A 17,265-nucleotide genomic window follows, 5' to 3' on the forward strand; every position below is an offset into this window, starting at 1 on the left:
GCAGTTGTCCACAGGCGGTGACACGAATCCGTAACGGCGGCAAGAATGCGGGTGTGACGGCGCGCGGCCTGGTCCGCGCGGCGTCGCAGTTCCGGGGTGGGCCGGTCGCGCTCGCGTGCACAGGCCCTGGGTGATGAGGGCCGAGGAGGGCCGGGTGACGACCTATGACGATCGGGCGAGCCAGGGGGGCGTCCCCGCTCGAACGGAGTCGGGGGCGGGGCGGGATCTGACCGCCACCGCGGAGCGTGTCCGCGCTTCGGTGGAGGACGTGATCGAGGGCAAGCCCGAGGTCGTGCGGCTCGCGCTGACCGTGCTGCTCGCCGAGGGGCATCTGCTGATCGAGGACGTCCCCGGCGTGGGCAAGACCATGCTGGCCAAGGCGCTGGCGCGGTCCATCGACTGCTCGGTGCGGCGCATCCAGTTCACGCCCGATCTGCTGCCCTCGGACATCACCGGGGTGTCCATCTGGGACCAGCGGGGCGGTGACTTCGAGTTCAAGCCGGGGGCGATCTTCGCGCAGATCGTGATCGGCGACGAGATCAACCGCGCCTCGCCCAAGACCCAGTCGGCGCTGCTGGAGTCCATGGAGGAGCGGCAGGTCACCATCGACGGCCACAGCTATGAACTGCCCAGCCCCTTCATGGTGGTGGCGACGCAGAACCCGGTCGAGATGGAGGGCACGTATCCGCTGCCCGAGGCCCAGCGCGACCGTTTCATGGCCCGTGTCTCCGTCGGCTATCCCAGTGTCGAGGCCGAGCTGCGGATGCTGGACGTGCACGGCGGGGCCTCCCCGCTCCAGGACCTGGAGCCGGTGGCGCACGCCCACGAGATCGTGAAGCTGATCGAGACGGTGCGCGCGGTACACGTCTCGGAGGCGGTGCGGCGGTACGCGGTGGAGCTGGTCGCCGCCACCCGTGTCCACCCCGATGTCAGACTCGGCGCCTCCCCGCGCGCGACGCTGCATCTGCTGCGCGCGGCGAAGGCGTCCGCCGCCCTGGAGGGCCGGGAGTACGCACTGCCGGACGACCTCCAGACGCTCGCCCCCGCCGTCCTGGCCCACCGTCTGCTGCCCACCTCGGAGGCGCAGCTGAACGGCCGGACGGCCGAGGACGTGGTGCGGGAGATCATCCAGCACACCCCCGTGCCCACCACCGGAAGACAGAGCGGCTACGACGGCCTGGACGTCTCGGCGGCGTATCCCCCGCGGCGTTCCCGGGGTCTGTGATGTCCGCCGGGGGGCGGGGCGGGGTGCGCGCGACGCTGTCGGGGCTCACCACCCGCGGGCGTTCCTTCCTGGCCGCCGGGATCGCGGCCGCGATCTGCGCCTATGTGCTGGGCCAGGACGATCTGCTCCGGGTGGGCCTGCTGCTGGCCGGGCTGCCGCTGATCTGCGCGACCGTGCTGCACCGCACGCGGCACCGGGTGACCGCCGAGCGGAGCCTGGCTCCCGCGCGGGTACCGGCGGCCGGGGAGGCGCGGGTGCGGCTCAGGGTGGACAACGTCTCCCGGCTGCCCACCGGCCTGCTGATGCTCCAGGACCGGGTGCCGTACGTGCTCGGGCCCCGGCCGCGTTTCGTGCTGGACCGGATCGAGCCGGGCGGTCATCGGGAGGTGTCCTACCGGGTGCGTTCGGACCTGCGCGGCAGATACCGGCTCGGGCCGCTCCAGGTGCGGCTGAGCGACCCGTTCGGGATGTGCGAGCTGACCCGGTCGTTCTCGGCGTACGACACGCTGACGGTGCTGCCGCGCGTGGAGCCGCTCCCGCCGGTCCGGTTCGGCGGGGAGGCGCTGGGGCACGGCGACGGGCGGCAGCGTTCGCTGGCGCTGGCCGGGGAGGACGACCTCATCCCGCGCGGCTACCGGCACGGCGACGACCTGCGCCGGGTGCACTGGCGCTCCACCGCCCGGCACGGCGAGCTGATGGTGCGCCGCGAGGAGCAGCCCCGCCGCTCGCGCTGCACGGTGCTGCTGGACACCCGCGGGGTGGCCTACGAGGGCGCGGGCCCCGGCTCGGCCTTCGAGTGGGCGGTGTCGGGGGCCGCCTCGGTGGTGACGCATCTGCTGGAGCGGGGGTTCTCGGTGCGGCTGCTGACGGATTTCGGTGTCACGGTGTCCGGTGAGGGCGGTTCGGGGCATGAACGGGCGGCGGCGGCCGCGCTGATGATGGACACCCTCGCGGTGATCGACCACTCCGACGGCACCGACCTGGCGGGCGCGTACGACGTGCTGCGCGACGGGCACGACGGGCTGCTGGTCGCTTTCCTCGGTGATCTCGACGCCGGGCAGGCGGCGTCGGTGGCGCGGATGCGCCGTCGCGGGGGCGCGGTCGCCTTCGTGCTCGACCCGGACGGCTGGACGCGCGAGCCGACGGCGGTGCCGGAGCCGGACGACCCGCTGCCCCAGCGGCTGCGGGTGCTGCGCGAGGCGGGCTGGACGGCGCTGGGGGTGCCGGGCGGGGCGTCACCGGCGGAGCTGTGGCGGCAGGCGGACCGGGAGCGGCCGGGTCCGGCCGCGCTGAGCGGGAAGGCACGGGGATGAGCGGGCGGGCACGACTGGCGCTGTGCGCGGCGGCGGCCACACTGATGGCGTCCTGCGCCCTGTTGCCGCTGGTCGACAGGCCCACCTGGCTGCTGCTGTCGGCGCTGCTGGTGGCCGTGCAGACGGGGGTGGGCATCGCGGCCCGGCGGATTCCGGTGTCCCGGTCGCTGACGCTGCCCGCGCAGCTGCTGGTGACCCTGGTGCTGCTGACGCTGCTCTTCGCGCGGGGCTCGGCGCTGGGCAGCCTGCTGCCGGGGCCGGACGCGTTCCGGCGGTTCGGGGCGCTGTTCGGGCAGGGCGCGGACGATGTGAACCACTACGCGATCCCGGCGCCGCTCACGGACGGCATCCGGCTGCTGCTGGTCGGCGGGGTGCTGCTGGTGCATCTGCTGGTGGACACCCTCGCGGTGACCTTCCGGCGGGCGGCTCCGGCGGGGCTGCCGCTGCTGGCGCTGTACTCGGTGGCGGCGGGGCTGTCGGACGGGGGCGCGGACTGGCTGTGGTTCCTGGTGGCGGCGGCCGGATATCTGATGCTGCTGCTCGCGGAGGGACGGGAGCGGCTCGCGCAGTGGGGCCGGGTGTTCGGCGGCGCCCCCCGCGCGGGTGCCCCGGCGGCCGGGGTGACGGCTCCGGCGCGCACCGGCCGCCGGATCGGCGCGCTGGCGCTGGGGGTGGCCCTGGTGGTGCCGCTGGCCCTGCCGACGCTGCACGGCGGCCTGCTGGGCGAGGCGGGGTCGGGCGTCGGCGCGGGCAACGGCCGGGGCGGCACGATCTCGGCCGTGAACCCGCTGGTGTCGCTGCGGGACAGCCTGAACGTGCAGGACGACCGTCAGGTGCTCTCCCTGCGGCCCAGCTCCGGCGAGGTGCCGGACATGTATGTGCGGATAGTGTCCCTGGACGACTTCGACGGCACCGACTGGAAGCCGTCCCAGCGGCACATCGCGGAGGTGCCGGGGGTCTTCCCGGCCCCGGCGGGCCTGAGCGACGAGGTGCGGCGGACCACGCTGCGCACGGTGATCACGGCCGCGGACTGGTACGCGCAGGACTGGCTGCCGATGCCGTATCCGCCGAGCGGGGTCAGGATCGACGGCAACTGGCGTTACGAGCCGGTCGGGATGACGCTGGTGGGCGACCACGGCCAGACCACGCGGGGCAAGACGTACCAGGTGACCAGCCTGGATCTGCGGCCGACCGCGCGGCAGCTGGCCGACGCCCCGAAGCCGCCGGCCGCGCTGGAGCGGGAGTACACCCGGGTACCGGCCCGGCTGCCGGACGTGGTGGCGCGGACCGCCGAGGAGGTCACCTCCGGCGCGCGCAACCACTACGAGGAGGCGGTACGGCTCCAGGACTGGTTCTCGGTGGAGGGCGGCTTCCGGTACGACACCGAGGTGCAGGTGGGCCGGGGCGCGAACGCGATCGCCACCTTCCTCGAGAAGAAGGAGGGGTTCTGCGTCCACTTCTCCTTCGCCATGGCGGCGATGGCCCGCACGCTGGGGATTCCGGCCCGGGTGGCGGTCGGCTTCGCGCCGGGCACTCCGCAGGGCGACGGTTCGGTGTCGGTGAGCCTGAAGGACGCGCACGCCTGGCCGGAGCTGTACTTCCAGGGCGTGGGCTGGACCCGTTTCGAGCCGACGCCCACGCGGGGCACGACCCCGGCGTACACCCGGTCGGACACACCGAGCAGCGCGCTTCCGGACCGGGAGCTGCCCTCGCGCGGGGCGTCCAGGGAGCCTTCGGCGGCGGCGACGCAGGGGGAGAGCTGCGCGGCGCGGGACCGGTCGGGCGCGTGTGCCGGTCCGTCGGCGGCCGTGGCGGCGCCGGGCGGCGGCGGGGGCCCGTCGGGCGGGCTGTGGGCCGCGCTGGTCGTGCTGGGCGCGCTGGCACTGCTGGTGCTCCCGCTGGCGCCGATGCTGTGGCGGACGCGGGTGCGTGCGCGGCGGCTGGACGGGCACTCCCCCGCCCCGGCCGGGCGGACGCTGGCGGCCTGGCGGGAGCTGACCGACAGTGCCTGGGACTTCGGGGTGGTACCGGACGACTCACTGACCCCGCGCGGCTCGGCGGCCCGGATCGTGCGGCTGGGCCGCCTGGACGGGGAGGCCGGGGCCGCGGTGCACCGGGTGGCGGCCGCCCTGGAGCAGGTGCTGTACGCCCCGGAGCCGGGACCGGCGCCGGACCTCGGCAGGGACGTGCGCCGGGTGATCGCCGGGCTGGCGGTCCCGGTGAGCCGGGGCACCCGGCTGCGGGCCCTGTTCGCGCCGCGCTCGGCCCGGCGGGTGCTGTGGTCGGCCCAGGACCGCTGGGCTGCCGTACGGGTCCGGGCGGCGGCGCTGCGGCCGGTGCGCGGGGAGGCTTGACGGAGCCGGACACGGCCGAGGGGGTGACCACCGGAATCGGTGGTCACCCCCTCGTACGAAACCTTGGGAGTCCGGGGGCTCAGTGGCCCTGTTCGTCGCGGCGGCGCTGCCAGCGGTCCTCGATGCGTTCCATGACGGTACGTTTCCGCCGGACGGGGCGGCGCTTGGTGTGGCTCTTGGGATGCTCGCCCGGCTTGGGTGCCTTGCGCCAGCCGGTGACGGCGAGCACGGCACAGCCGAGCATCACCAGGAAACCCACGACGCTGATCCAGATCTGCAGCACGGCCATGCCGGCGATGAGGAGCGCGATACCGACGAGGAAGCCCGCGGCCGCCTGGTAGACCCGGCGCCGGGTGTACGTCCGCAGCCCGTTTCCCTCGAGCGCCGACGCGAACTTGGGATCTTCGGCGTACAGCGCTCGTTCCATCTGCTCGAGCATGCGCTGCTCGTGCTCCGAGAGCGGCACGGAGTCCTCCTCATCGTGCAGTCGCCGGGGCGACTCCGGGGGGTCCTTTCAGGATAGGCAGGGAATCGCCCCCGTGAAACCCGCCCCTCTGCGCCATCTGGCCAACCGGTCCGTCAGGGCGTCCCGGCTCGCTGAGGCTGTCATTCCCCGGCGGCCGACCCGTCATGCCGGTCGGTGTACCTCGATCATACGGCGCAAACCCCTCGATCGGGGGGCTTGTGGCGTACTCCATCTGCCGCCGCGCCCCTGATCAGCGGCGTGTGCCACGGGGCGGGTTCAGTCTCCGGTGCCCTCGGCGGGCCCTTCGGTCACCCGGGTCTCGCCGAGCACATGGACCTGGGTGGCCACGGAGTGGAAGGCGGGCAGCTCCGCGACGGCGGCCTCCAGCCGCAGCAGCGCGTCCAGCGCGCCCGGCTCGGTGTCCACCAGGACGCCGGGCACCAGGTCGGCGAAGACGCGTACGCCGTGCACGGCGCCGACGCGCAGGCCCGCGTTCTCCACCAGCTCGGTGAGCTGTCCGGGGGTGAAGCGGTGCGGCACCGGGTCGCCGTCGCCCCAGCGGCCGTCCGGGTCGGCCAGGGCCTGCCGGGCCTCGGTGAAGTGACCGGCGAGGGCGCGGGCCAGCACGGCGCCGCCGAGGCCCGCCGCGAGCAGGCTGAGCACGCCGTCGGGGCGCAGCGCGGCCACCGCGTTGCCGACGCCCTCGGCGGGGTCGTCCACGTATTCCAGCACCCCGTGGCACAGAACCGCGTCGAAGCCGCCGCGCTCGACCACGTCGAAGAGGCCGTGGGCGTCGCCCTGGACACCCCGGACCCGGTCGGCGACGCCTGCCTCGGCGGCCCGGCGCTCGAGGGCGAAGAGGGCGTTGGGGCTGGGGTCGACGACGGTGACCTGGTGGCCGAGCCGGGCGACGGGCACGGCGAAGTTGCCGCTGCCGCCGCCGGTGTCGAGCACGTCCAGCGAGTCCCGCCCCGTGGCCTTGACGCGGCGGTCCAGGGCGTCCTGGAGGACGTCCCACACCACGGCGGTACGGAGAGAGGCGCGGGGGCGCGTCGGGTCCGGCACGGCTGTTGACTCCTCGGCACGGCACCGCCCGTTGCCCGGCGGCGCGATGGGGGCCTCCCCCGGCCGGTCACGGGGAGGTGCGCGGCGGGTGGAGGCGTAAGGCGTTCCCACCCTATGGCCTCGCCCGCCGCGCCCGGTCACCCCCGCCGGTCGCGGCGCCTGGCGTCTCGCCCAGCGGACGGGAACGCCGCGGTCCGCCGCCTGTCGGCGCGCGTCACGGGGTCTCCGCCCGCGGCCGGGGCGCCACCGGCCGGAGGGCGAGCAGCCGCTCGACCAGGCGCAGGAACATGCCCACGTCGCGTATCAGGTCGTCGGCGTCGCGGGCGCCCACCGCGCCCCGGATGCCGGCCTCGGCGCGGGCGCGGCGGTCGGCGCCGGAGGCGAACAGGGCACTCCACTCGGTCAGCTCGGGCGCCAGCTCGGGCAGCACCTCCCAGGCGGGGCGGATGCGGGCCCGGCGGCGCGCGGTGGCCTCGGGCCGCCCCCGGACGGCGAGGACGGCGGCGGCCGCGCGGAGGGCGGCGAGGTGGGCCAGGGCGTACCGCTCGTTCGCGGTCTCCATGGCGGTGGCCTCGTCCAGCGTGGTGTGGGCCTGGGCGAGCAGGGCGACGGCGGCGGGCGGTGCCGTGGACCGGCGGAGCACGGGGTGGACGTCGCTCGCGGCGGCAGCCGCTGACGTGCTGGTCATGACGAGCCTCCTGTCGTCCGGTGACGGCACGGATGCCGTATGCCCACATCGTGCGGTATGCCACTGACAATCCGTTCCGACCTGCTGTTTCACCCCAACTGCGGCCGGTTTCGGGGGCATCGGGGAACACCTGTGGGGCATCCGGGCTTGGTCGCGCACGCCTGTTCGGGCATACTTTTGAACTGACCAGTCAGTTCAAAAGCGGTTCCGGGGAGAGGCGGGGGCTTGTGCGCGGCGTGGACGTCACGGCCGGGGGGTTCGGGCTCAAGGGGCCACGGGGGTGGGCCTTCCGGGACATCGGCTTCGAGGCCGGGCCGGGTTCGCTGATCGCCGTGGAGGGACCGTCCGCCTCCGGCCGTACGTGCCTGCTGCTGGCGCTCACCGGGCGGATGAAGCCGACCGGGGGCGAGGCGGCCGTCGGCGGTCTCCCGCTCCCCCGGCGCATGGGGGCGGTGCGCCGGTTCAGCGCGGTGGCCAATGTCGCGGGGGTGACCGACCTGGAGCCCGCGCTGACCGTGGGCGAGCACCTGCGTGAACGGGCCCTGCTGCAGCGCCGGTTCGGCGACTCGCTGCGCGAGGCGCTGCATCCGCGTCCGCAGCGCAGGCACGAGGCCCGGCTGCGCGCGGACGCGGCCCTGGCCGCCGCCGGGCTCGACCTGGACGCGCTGCCGAAGGGCTCGCGTACGGCCGTACGGGACCTGGAGCGGCTGGAGGCGCTGCGGCTGTCCGTGGCGCTGGCGCTGATCGGCAGGCCCCGGCTGCTGGCGGTGGACGACGTGGAGCTGAAGCTGTCGGCGGCCGAACGCGCCGAGGTGTGGGACCTGTTGCGCTCGCTGACCCGCGCCGGGACGACCGTCCTGGCCGTGTGCCGCACCGCCCCCGGCGACTGCGTCACCGTCTCCACGGAGCCCGCCGAGGCCGGACCCACCCAGGACCACCAGCCCACGCAGGACGGACCCACCGAGGACCAGCCGGCCGAAGACACCCAGGACGCCCCCCGAGAGGAGGCCCCCGATGCGCTCACCGAGGCTGGCCGCGCTTGAGCTGCGCCGGTTCGGCCGGGGCCGACTGCCCCGCGCCGCGCTGGTCGCGCTGCTGGTGCTGCCCCTGCTCTACGGCGCCCTGTACCTGTGGTCGTTCTGGGACCCGTACGGCCGCCTGGACCGCGTCCCCGTGGCCCTCGTCGACGAGGACCAGGGGGCGACGGCGGGCGGGAAGAAGATCCACGCCGGTGCCGACATCGTCAAGGGCCTGCGCGGGCGGCGGACCTTCGAATGGCACGAGGTCGACGCCGCGGAGGCCCGTCGGGGCGTGGAGGACGGCACCTACTACCTCTCCCTGACCCTCCCGGCCGACTTCAGCCGCCGTGTCGCCTCCAGTTCCGGTGACTCCCCGGAGACCGGCGCGCTCCAGGTGCGCACCAACGACGCGAACAACTACATCGTCGGCCAGATCTCCCGGACCGTGTTCGCCGAGGTCCGCTCGGCCGCGTCCACCAAGACCTCCCGGACCTTCCTGGACCGGATCTTCATCGACTTCTCCACGCTGCACGACAAGACCGAGACCGCCGCCCAGGGCGCCGACAAGCTGAAGAACGGCCTGGGCAAGGCGGAGAAGGGCGCCCGGAAGCTCGCGGACGGGCTGAAGGAGGCGAACAGCGGGAGCGGCAAGCTCGCCAAGGGCCTCACCCGGCTCGACAAGGGCGCGGGCGACCTGGAGGACGGTTCACGCCAGGTCGCGGCCGGCACTCAGACCCTGGCGGACAAGGTCGACGGGGCGTATGCCAAGGCCGAGCCCTTCCTGGAGAAGAACGGGAAGACGATCGGCGCCACCGCCCGCCTGGTCTCCGACTCGGCCCGCACGGTGCAGGACAACCTCGACACCCTGGTCCGGCTCGCCCCCGGCGCCGCGCGCACCGCGCACGCCTCCGCCGCCGTACTGGACCAGGTCCACAAGGCCCGCTGCGAGACCCCGCCCGTGCCCGACCCGGCCTGCCCCGACCTGGCGAAGGCCCAGCGGGCGGCGGACGACGTGGCGGAAGTGGCCGACGACCTGAACAAGGTCGTCGCCGCCCAGGGCGGTGACCTGACGACCATGCGGAAGAACCTCACCACCCTGCGCCAACAGGCCGACGCCCTGGCCGAGCGCGCCCCGCACCTGCACCAGGACGTCGCCGACGCGGTGGCCAGGATCGACAAGCTGAACGCGGGCGCGAACGCCGTCGCCACCGGGGCGGAGAAGCTGCACACCGGGCTCGGCACCGCCCGGTCCGGCGCGGCCACCCTGCACCAGGGCATCGGCACCGCCGAGTCGGGCGCCCGGACCCTGGACAGCGGCCTGTACAAGCTGGTGGACGGCTCCGGGCGGCTGGCGGACGGCCTGCACGAGGGCGCCGGGAAGATCCCCGACTACGACGAGCGGGCCCGCGACCGGCGGACCGGCGTCATGGCCGACCCGGTCCGGCTCTCCTCCGCCGACCTGCACCAGGCGCCGAACTACGGCACGGGGTTCGCCCCGTACTTCATCCCGCTGTCCCTGTGGGTCGGCGCGATGGTGGCCTACATGCTGATCCCGCCGCTGAACCGGCGTGCCCTGGCGGCGGGCGCCCCGTCCTGGCGGATCGCGCTGGCCGGATGGCTGCCGGTGCTGGCGGTGGGCGTGCTCCAGACGGCGGCACTGATGTCCGTACTGCACTTCGGCATCGGGCTGGAGATGGCCCGGGCGGCCGGGACGACCATGTTTTTGTTCCTGGTCACGGCCTGCTTCACGGCGATCGTGCAGTGGCTCAACGCCCGCTTCGGCGCGGCCGGCCGCATCCTCGTGCTGGCCCTGCTGATGCTCCAGCTCACCTCGGCGGGCGGCACCTACCCGGTGCAGACCAGTCCGGGCTTCTTCAACGCCATCCACCCGTATCTGCCGATGAGTTACGTGGTGTCGGCGCTGCGCAGGCTGATCACCGGCGGCGGCCTGGGCCCGGTGTGGCAGGCGTGCCTGGTGCTGACGGCGTTCACCGCGGGCGCCCTCGCGCTGACCGCGCTCACGGCCCGGCGCCGCCAGGTGTGGACGCTCCAGCGGCTGCACCCGGAGCTGAGCCTGTGAGCGCGGGGGCGGCGGAGGCGGCCCGGCGGCCCGGCGCACCTGTGAGAATCGGTGCCATGGAAAGCACCAGCGCCACGCCCGCGGGCAGCACGCGCCGCGAGGCCACCCGGCAGAAGCTCTACGAGGCGGCCGTCACCCTCATCGCCGAGCAGGGGTTCTCCGCGACCACGGTGGACGAGATCGCCGAGCGCGCCGGGGTGGCGAAGGGCACCGTCTACTACAACTTCGCCAGCAAGTCGGTGCTCTTCGAGGAGCTGCTGCGGCACGGCGTCGGACTGCTCACCGCCTCGCTGCGGGAGGCCGCCGAGCGGACCGCCCGCGAGGGCGGCGGCGGGGTGGACGCGCTGGACGCGATGGTCCGCGCGGGCCTGGTCTTCATCGACCGCTACCCGGCCTTCACCCAGCTGTACGTGGCCGAGCTGTGGCGCACCAACCGGGCCTGGCAGTCGACCCTGATGGTGGTACGCCAGCAGGCCGTGGCGGTGGTCGAGGAGGTGCTGCGCGAGGGCGTGGCGGCCGGGGAGTTCAGCGACGAGATCGACGTGCAGCTGACGGCGGCCGCGCTGGTCGGCATGGTGCTGGTGGCCGCGCTGGACTGGAAGGCGTTCCAGCCGGAGCGCTCGCTGGACGACGTGCACTCCGCGCTGTCCCGGCTGCTCCAGGGGCGGGTCAGCGGGGGCTGACCCGAGGTTCGGGACACCGGGCGTGCGAAGGGCGCCGGACCGCGTCAAGCAGGTCCGGCGCCCTCGCTCTCCCCCGTACTCCCCCGTGCTCCCCCGTACGGTTCCCACCGCGGTCCCCCGTGACCGTTCGGCCACGGGCCCCGTGTCTCGCTTCCGCCGACGGATCGGCGGAAGGAGCGGCCGGCGGGCGGGCCCGTTCCGCCGCCCCGTGTCGGCGGTGCCGGGCCGCGCCCCCTGGCCGTGTCTCCACTCTCTCCTCCGGGCCGCCCCCGGCCCATCCGCGCGGCTACTCATCTGTGCGTCTAGGTACGGGTACTCACCGCCCCGCGTTCGGGCCCGGGGAAGCACTGTCGGTGGTGGTCGGTAAAGTCGCGGTCATGGCACGGATTGCGGTGATCGGCGCCGGGATGGGCGCGCTGGCGGCGGCCGCCCGGCTGGCCGTCGCGGGCCACCGGGTGACGGTGTACGAGCGGACGGACACGTACGGCGGCGCGGTGCGCCGCTTCGAGCGGGACGGGTTCGCCTTCGACACCGGCCCCGGTCTGCTGCCGCTGCCCGCGGTCTGGCGGGACCTGTTCCTGAAGACCGGCAAGGAGCCGCTGGAGGACCTGGTCGAGCTGGTCCAGGTCGACCCCTCCGCCCGGCACGTCTTCGCGGACGGCACCTCGGTCGCCGTCCCCAACGCCTCGCGCGCGGGCGTCGTCTCGGCGCTGGACGAGGCACTGGGCGCCGGGGTGGGACACCGCTGGGGCGACTTCCTGGTGCGGGCCCGCGAAGCCTGGGACCGCACCCGGCGCCCCTTGCTGGAGGAGCCGCTGTGGCCCAACTGGCAGGTGCTGGCGGAGCGCGAGCCCTACCCGGCCGTCCCGCACAAGCGGCTGCTGCGCACCCGCCGGGCCACCACCCTCGCCGAGGTCGCCGACCGGGAGCTGCGCGACGACCGCCTGGGGGCCCTGCTGACCGGCCATGCCCTGGCCCACGGCCTGGACCCGCGCACCGCCCCCGCGAGCGCGGCCGTCCTGCCGTACCTGGAGCACGCCTTCGGCACCTGGTACGTACGCGGCGGCGTCCGGGAGCTGGCCCGCGCGGTGTACGAGCGCTGTGTGAAACGCCGGGTAAGGTTCGTGTTCGGCGCCGAGGTCACCGGGATCACGGTGAAGGACGGCCAAGCGGCGGGCGTCGAGCTGGCCGACGGCACGGTGGCGGACGCCGACCATGTGGTCGCCGACGTGGACCCGGCGCTGCTGGCCCGCCTGACGGACCGCCCGCTGGACGGCACCGGCGATGTGCGCCCCGGTGAGCGCGGGGCCGCCCGGCTCACCCTGCTGCTGGCGCTGAAGGGCGCCCGGGAGGCGGGTGCCGCGCACCGGACGGTCGTCCACGCCCCGGACGCGGAGGCCGAGTTGGACTTCCTGGCGAACCCGGGCGGCGATCCTCTGCCCGTCCCGACGGTCACCGTGCTGCGTCCCGACGACCCGGCGCTGCGCCCGGACGACGCCCATGAGTCGGCCGTGGTGTGGGCGACCCTGCCCGCCGGGCCGGACGTGGCAGCGGGCCACGCGGAGATCCTGCTCGACGCGGCAGCCAAGGCGGTCCCGGGTCTGCGCGACCGCCTGCTCTGGCACGAGATCCGCACCCCGGACCACAACTCCGCCGAGACGGGCGCCCGTCACGGCGCGGTCCCGGCCCCCTCACTCGCGGCGGCCGACGGCGGCCTCCTGCACCCGGCCAACTCCACCCGGCTGCCGGGCCTGTACCGGGTCGGTGGCTGGTCCCACCCCGGCGGCGGGCTGCCGCACGCGGGGATGTCGGGGGCGATGGTGGCCGGACTCATCGTGGAGGGGCCGGAGTTCCGGGGGTCGACGTGAGCCGCTCTCAGTAGCGGTACTGCTCGTCGTAGCCGGTGTTCTGCTGCTGGTTCTGCCCCTGGTAGGGGTACTGCTGCTGTTCCGGCGGGAGTTCGCCGTCGTAGGTCTCGTCGGTGCGCTGCTGCGGCACCCACACCCCGCCCGCAGGGGTCTCGCCCTGGGCACCGGTGCCGTACGCGTCCTGCCCGTAGGTCTGCTGGGCGTAACCCTGCTGCGCGTAACCGGTGTTCTGGTAGCCGCCCTCGTAGCTCTGCGTGGCGTACGGGTCCGCGTAGGCGGGGTACGCCTGCTGGGCGCCGGTGTCGTAGCCGTTCTGGGCGTAGCCCTGCTGGTCGTAGCCCGAGTAGTCGTAGGCGTACGCCTGGTCGGTCTGCTGGGGCTGGGGCTGGGCGGGGGTGCCGTCGCCGTAGACGCCGTAGCTGCCGGTGTCGTCGGGCATGGGCTGGGGTTCGTAGACCGAGGTCGTCTCGGCGGTGGTGGGGTCGGGGCGGACCGGGGTGAACACGTCGTCGCGGTCGTAGGCGTCGTCCCCGTCGTAGGCGTCGTAGCCGTCCGTGGTGTAGGCCGCGGTCTCCGGGCCGGGGTGGTCCTGGCCGAAGTCGGCGGACTCGTCCGGGTCGGGGGCGCCGAGGACCGGGTCCTGGCGCTCGGCGCGGTTGCGGCGGCGCCGGGTGACCGGGCCCGCCTCCTCGTCCTCGGGGCGCTTGACCGCCCAGCCCGCCGCGAAGCCCTTGCGGAACGACAGCGTGACGTAGGTCTGCCCGACGGCGAACGCGATGGCGCCCAGCCCGATGACGACGACCGACGGCATCAGCACGCCGACCACCACACCGAGGAACCCGGTGAAGGCGAGCAGCCGCCAGCGCAGCCGTGCCTTGTACTGCAGCAGCACCTCGCCCAGCAACCACAGCGCGACGATGCCGAACGCGATGTAGAGGACCGTCCAGCCCATGTACGCCCCTCTCCCGATGACCGTTACGCAGTGTGTCGCATCGCGGTGCGGCCGGTCTAGGCCCGCGGGGGGTGGTGCAGGCCCAGGTTCTCGTAGATCTCCAGCGTCGCCGTGGAGTTGTTCAGCGTGATGAAGTGCAGTCCGGGCACTCCTTCGGCGAGCAGCCGAGCGCAGAACTCCGTGGCGAAGTCGATGCCCAGGGAGCGTACCGCCGCCGGGTCGTCCTTCGCCGCGAGGATGCGGTCTTTCAGCTCGGGCGGGAACAGCGCGTTGCTCAGCTTCGGCAGCCGTTCCAGCATCTTCACACTGGTGACCGGAAGGATCTCCGGAATGACGGGGGTTTCGCAACCCGCGGCCTCGACCCGGTCGCGCAGCCGGAGGTAGGACTCGGGCTGGAAGAACATCTGGGTGACCGCGTAGTCGGCGCCCGCGCGGCACTTGTCCACGAAGTGGGCGACGTCGGTGTCCCAGTCGGCGGAGCGCGGATGCATCTCCGGGAAGGCGGCGACGCCCACGCAGAAGTCGCCCGACTCCTTGATGAGGCGCACCAGTTCGGCCGCGTACGTCAGCCCCTCGGGGTGCGCGACCCAGTCGCCCATCGGGTCGCCGGGCGGATCGCCGCGCACGGCGAGCATGTTGCGGATGCCCGCGTCCGCGTACTGGCCGATGATGTTGCGCAGTTCGGCCACCGAGTGGTCGACGGCGGTGAGGTGGGCGACCGGGGTGAGCGTCGTGTCGACGACGATCTGCTGGGTCTCCTTGACCGTGGTGGCACGGGTGGTGCCGCCCGCGCCGTAGGTGACGGAGACGAAGTCGGGAGCCACGGCCTCGACCCTGCGCAGCGCGTTCCACAGACTGCGCTCACCCTGCGGGGTCTTCGGCGCGTAGAACTCGAAGGAGTACGCCGTCTTGCCGGTGGCGAGGATGTCCCGGACGGTCCGGGCGCGATCAGTCCTGGTGGATGCGGTTCCGAGGGCCATACCCGCAGGTTAGCCACGGGTGGGCGGCTGCCCAACCGGGCACCGGCGATTTGGCCGAATTGCCGGGCCCTTGTCCATCCCTTGGGACAGGCCGCTCAGATCTGCCGGAGCCGCTCGGCGAACTCGGCCGCCGCCGCGCCGGGGTCGTCCGCCCCGGTGAGCGCGCGGACCACGACGACCCGGCGGGCGCCCGCGTCGAGCACCTGGTCCAGGTTGGTCCGGTCGATGCCGCCGATGGCGAACCAGGGCCGCTCGGTGCCGAGGCCCGCGGTGTACCGGACCAGGTCGAGGCCGGGGGCGTGGCGGCCGGGCTTGGTGGGGGTGGGCCAGCAGGGGCCGGTGCAGAAGTAGTCCACGCCGTCCTGGACGGCGGCCGCGGCGGCCTCCGCCTCGGAGTGGGTGGAGCGGCCGACGAGGACGCGGTCACCGAGGATCGCCCGGGCGGCGGGCACCGGCAGGTCGCCCTGGCCGAGGTGGAGCACGTCGGCTCCGGAGGCGTGGGCCACGTCGGCCCGGTCGTTGACCGCGAGCAGCTTGCCGTGCCGGGCGCAGGCGTCGGCGAACACCTCCAGGTGGGCCAGCTCCTCGGCGGCCTCCATGCCCTTGTCGCGCAGCTGGACGATGTCGACACCGCCGGCCAGGACCGCGTCCAGGAACTCGGCGAGGTCGCCCTGCTCCCTGCGGGCGTCCGTGCAGAGGTAGAGCCGGGCGTCGGCGAGGCGGGCGCGGGCGGTGTCGGGCATGCGGTGGGTCCCCCGGTGGTTCGGTGTGCGGGTCGGCTTTGCGTGGGGGCGGCGCCCGGCCGGGCGCCGCCCTGGGCCCTGTCACGGGCCCGGTCGGGTCAGCCGGCCAGTGCCTGGGCCCGGCGCTTCACCTCCGTGCCGCGGTTCTCGCTGAGGGCCTGCGCGGGGGTGCCGGGCAGGGAGGCGTCGGGGGTGAAGAGCCATTCGATCATCTCTTCATCCGTGAACCCGTTGTCCCGCAGGAGCGTCAGGGTGCCGGTGAGGCCCTTGACGACCTTGTCCTCGTCGATGAAGGCGGCGGGGACGTGCAGCGCCCGGTTCTCACCTCGGCGTACGGCGATGATTTGGCCCTCCTTGACCAGCTGCCGCACACGCGTCACCTCGACATCGAGCATTTCGGCGATGTCGGGGAGGGTGAGCCAGGCGGGGACAAGAGCGTCGATCTTGGTGTCAATCTCGGTCACGACACCTAGCCTGCCATCCCCCACCGACAGCCGGTAGTCGGGCCACTCCGCGCGCGGGTGCCCGGCCTACTCGACGACGGCCTGTTTCAGCGGGAGCGCGGGGTCGGTGAGGGCCTCGGCGTCCATCAGGCGGCCCGCCTCGATCAGCCGCCTGCCCTGGGCGAGGTCGCGTGGGCGGCCCACCGCCAGCAGGGCCACCAGACGGCCCTCGCGCAGCCAGCACACGGTCCAGGCGGGGTCGGCCGGGTCCCCGCGCCACACCGTGCGGTCGGCGGCCGCGTGGTGGCCCGCGTACTGCACGAACCGCCCGAACTGCTCGGACCAGAAGTACGGCACCGGGTCGTAGGGCGCCGCCTCCTCGCCCAGGATGTCGGCGGCGACCGTACGGGGGCCCTGGAGGGCGTTGTCCCAGTGGTGGACGAGCAGCCGCTCGGCGTAGCGGGCCGAGGGGAAGGAGGTGCAGTCGCCGACCGCGTACACGTCCGCGGCGGAGGTGCGCAGCCGGTCGTCGGCCAGGACGTCGCCGTGCGGGCCGAGGGCGATGCCCGAGCCCGCCAGCCAGGCGGTGGCGGGGTGGGCGCCGATGCCGACCACGACGGCGTCGGAGGGCAGCCGGGCGCCGTCGTCCAGCACGACCGCGCCGGGTTCGACGGCGGCCACGCGGACGCCGGTGCGCAGGGAGACGCCGCCGTCGGCGTACCAGGCGGCCATCGGGGCGGCGACCTCGGCGGGCAGGGCACCGGCCAGCGGGCGGTCGGCGGCCTCGACGACGGTCACCGCGCAGCCCGCCTCCCGGGCGGCGGTGGCGAACTCGGCGCCGATCCAGCCCGCGCCGACCACCACCACGTCGTGCCGCGCGGCCAGCACCGGGCGCAGCCGCTCGGCGTCGTCCAGGGTGCGCAGCAGATGCACACCGGGCGTCTCGTCGGTGCCGGGCAGCCGGACGGGTACGGCGCCGGTGGCGAGGACCAGCACGTCGTACGGGACGGGACCGGCGGCGGTGTCCAGTTCGTGGTCGGCGGGGCGGACGCCGAGCGCCTCGCAGCCGAGCCGGAGGTCGATGTCGAGCGAGGCGAAGTCCACGTCGAAGGCGGAACCCTCGGCGGTGCCCAGCAGGATGGCCTTGGACAGCGGGGGCCGGTCGTAGGGCTGGTGCGGCTCGGCGCCGATCAGGGTGACGGGCCCGGTGAAGCCCTGTTCGCGCAGGGCGACGGCGGTCTGCACCCCGGCCATGCCCGCCCCGACGACGACCACGCGCCGTTCCTGCCCCGCGGCCTCCGGAGATCTCTGCTCAGTCACATGGTCACCTTAGGTCACTGACTCATCGTCAGTCAGTGCGCGTCGCACCGACCTCTTCACCCACGC

The 17,265-nt window shown here is 74.3% G+C and carries 15 protein-coding genes; 7 read left to right on the plus strand and 8 right to left on the minus strand.

What is annotated here, in order from left to right:
* The first annotated feature begins 154 nt into the window (after positions 1-154).
* From ACIPPM_RS08660 to ACIPPM_RS08670, 3 genes are read left to right on the plus strand one after another with little or no spacing between them, the layout of a single operon-like run.
* Positions 155-1,225, plus strand: a complete 1,071-nt coding sequence (locus tag ACIPPM_RS08660; protein WP_401444777.1) for an AAA family ATPase — start codon at positions 155-157, stop codon at positions 1,223-1,225.
* The gene (locus tag ACIPPM_RS08665) at positions 1,225-2,538 is read left to right on the plus strand and encodes a DUF58 domain-containing protein (RefSeq protein ID WP_401444779.1); all 1,314 of its coding nucleotides are present in this window, start codon (positions 1,225-1,227) and stop codon (positions 2,536-2,538) included. The genes ACIPPM_RS08660 and ACIPPM_RS08665 overlap by 1 nt, the downstream gene beginning before the upstream one ends.
* Positions 2,535-4,892 (plus strand): DUF3488 and DUF4129 domain-containing transglutaminase family protein, encoded by a 2,358-nt coding sequence (locus ACIPPM_RS08670; RefSeq protein ID WP_401444781.1) that lies wholly within the window; start codon positions 2,535-2,537, stop codon positions 4,890-4,892. The genes ACIPPM_RS08665 and ACIPPM_RS08670 overlap by 4 nt, the downstream gene beginning before the upstream one ends.
* 79 nt (positions 4,893-4,971) lie before the next feature.
* On the opposite strand, the gene ACIPPM_RS08675 is transcribed toward ACIPPM_RS08670, so the two are convergent.
* From ACIPPM_RS08675 to ACIPPM_RS08685, 3 genes are all read right to left on the minus strand, one after another.
* Positions 4,972-5,358 carry a DUF3040 domain-containing protein gene (locus tag ACIPPM_RS08675; RefSeq protein ID WP_401444784.1) on the minus strand — a complete coding sequence of 129 codons (387 nt, stop codon included), beginning with the start codon at positions 5,356-5,358 and terminating at the stop codon, positions 4,972-4,974.
* Between the two features lie 276 nt (positions 5,359-5,634).
* On the minus strand, positions 5,635-6,423 hold the full coding sequence (locus tag ACIPPM_RS08680; RefSeq protein WP_401444787.1) for a methyltransferase: 789 nt from the start codon (positions 6,421-6,423) through the stop codon (positions 5,635-5,637).
* Between the two features lie 214 nt (positions 6,424-6,637).
* Positions 6,638-7,111 carry an SAV_6107 family HEPN domain-containing protein gene (locus ACIPPM_RS08685; protein WP_388992444.1) on the minus strand — a complete coding sequence of 158 codons (474 nt, stop codon included), beginning with the start codon at positions 7,109-7,111 and terminating at the stop codon, positions 6,638-6,640.
* A gap of 227 nt (positions 7,112-7,338) precedes the next feature.
* On the opposite strand from ACIPPM_RS08685, the gene ACIPPM_RS08690 reads away from it, so the two are divergent.
* From ACIPPM_RS08690 to ACIPPM_RS08705, 4 genes are all read left to right on the plus strand, one after another.
* A complete protein-coding gene (locus ACIPPM_RS08690; RefSeq protein WP_401444789.1) occupies positions 7,339-8,154 on the plus strand; it encodes an ATP-binding cassette domain-containing protein in 816 nt (271 codons plus the stop codon).
* On the plus strand, positions 8,126-10,210 hold the full coding sequence (locus tag ACIPPM_RS08695; RefSeq protein WP_401444792.1) for a YhgE/Pip family protein: 2,085 nt from the start codon (positions 8,126-8,128) through the stop codon (positions 10,208-10,210). Before ACIPPM_RS08690 ends, ACIPPM_RS08695 begins: the two co-directional genes overlap by 29 nt.
* 56 nt (positions 10,211-10,266) lie before the next feature.
* Positions 10,267-10,893: a TetR/AcrR family transcriptional regulator gene (locus ACIPPM_RS08700; RefSeq protein WP_393603834.1), complete on the plus strand. Its 627-nt coding sequence runs from the start codon at positions 10,267-10,269 to the stop codon at positions 10,891-10,893.
* A 377-nt stretch (positions 10,894-11,270) separates the two neighbouring features.
* A complete protein-coding gene (locus ACIPPM_RS08705) occupies positions 11,271-12,761 on the plus strand; it encodes a phytoene desaturase family protein (protein WP_401444795.1) in 1,491 nt (496 codons plus the stop codon).
* Between the two features lie 7 nt (positions 12,762-12,768).
* Here ACIPPM_RS08705 and ACIPPM_RS08710 read toward each other — a convergent pair whose 3' ends face one another.
* From ACIPPM_RS08710 to ACIPPM_RS08730, 5 genes are all read right to left on the minus strand, one after another.
* A complete protein-coding gene (locus tag ACIPPM_RS08710) occupies positions 12,769-13,713 on the minus strand; it encodes a hypothetical protein (protein WP_401444797.1) in 945 nt (314 codons plus the stop codon).
* Positions 13,714-13,769: 56 nt separating this feature from the next.
* Positions 13,770-14,693 (minus strand): methylenetetrahydrofolate reductase [NAD(P)H], encoded by a 924-nt coding sequence (gene metF, locus ACIPPM_RS08715; protein ID WP_401444799.1) that lies wholly within the window; start codon positions 14,691-14,693, stop codon positions 13,770-13,772.
* A 95-nt stretch (positions 14,694-14,788) separates the two neighbouring features.
* Entirely contained in the window at positions 14,789-15,436 is a 648-nt protein-coding gene (gene thiE, locus ACIPPM_RS08720) for a thiamine phosphate synthase (protein WP_401444800.1), read from the minus strand.
* Between the two features lie 98 nt (positions 15,437-15,534).
* Positions 15,535-15,900 (minus strand): Rv2175c family DNA-binding protein, encoded by a 366-nt coding sequence (locus ACIPPM_RS08725; protein ID WP_401444803.1) that lies wholly within the window; start codon positions 15,898-15,900, stop codon positions 15,535-15,537.
* Positions 15,901-15,966: 66 nt separating this feature from the next.
* Positions 15,967-17,154, minus strand: coding sequence for an NAD(P)/FAD-dependent oxidoreductase (locus ACIPPM_RS08730; RefSeq protein ID WP_401446372.1), 1,188 nt, complete (start codon positions 17,152-17,154; stop codon positions 15,967-15,969).
* Between the last annotated feature and the right edge of the window lie 111 nt (positions 17,155-17,265).

Origin of the sequence: Streptomyces sp. NPDC090119 (assembly GCF_044747085.1) — a bacterium.
GTDB lineage: Bacteria > Actinomycetota > Actinomycetes > Streptomycetales > Streptomycetaceae > Streptomyces.

Bases quoted from the DNA above. Each gene is read 5' to 3' on its own strand.
- ACIPPM_RS08665 (WP_401444779.1), top strand. From the start codon at position 1,225: ATGTCCGCCGGGGGGCGGGGCGGGGTGCGCGCGACGCTGTCGGGGCTC.
- ACIPPM_RS08670 (WP_401444781.1), top strand. From the start codon at position 2,535: ATGAGCGGGCGGGCACGACTGGCGCTGTGCGCGGCGGCGGCCACACTG.
- ACIPPM_RS08685 (WP_388992444.1), bottom strand. From the start codon at position 7,111: ATGACCAGCACGTCAGCGGCTGCCGCCGCGAGCGACGTCCACCCCGTG.
- ACIPPM_RS08695 (WP_401444792.1), top strand. From the start codon at position 8,126: ATGCGCTCACCGAGGCTGGCCGCGCTTGAGCTGCGCCGGTTCGGCCGG.
- ACIPPM_RS08700 (WP_393603834.1), top strand. From the start codon at position 10,267: ATGGAAAGCACCAGCGCCACGCCCGCGGGCAGCACGCGCCGCGAGGCC.
- ACIPPM_RS08705 (WP_401444795.1), top strand. From the start codon at position 11,271: ATGGCACGGATTGCGGTGATCGGCGCCGGGATGGGCGCGCTGGCGGCG.
- ACIPPM_RS08710 (WP_401444797.1), bottom strand. From the start codon at position 13,713: ATGGGCTGGACGGTCCTCTACATCGCGTTCGGCATCGTCGCGCTGTGG.
- metF (WP_401444799.1), bottom strand. From the start codon at position 14,693: ATGGCCCTCGGAACCGCATCCACCAGGACTGATCGCGCCCGGACCGTC.
- thiE (WP_401444800.1), bottom strand. From the start codon at position 15,436: ATGCCCGACACCGCCCGCGCCCGCCTCGCCGACGCCCGGCTCTACCTC.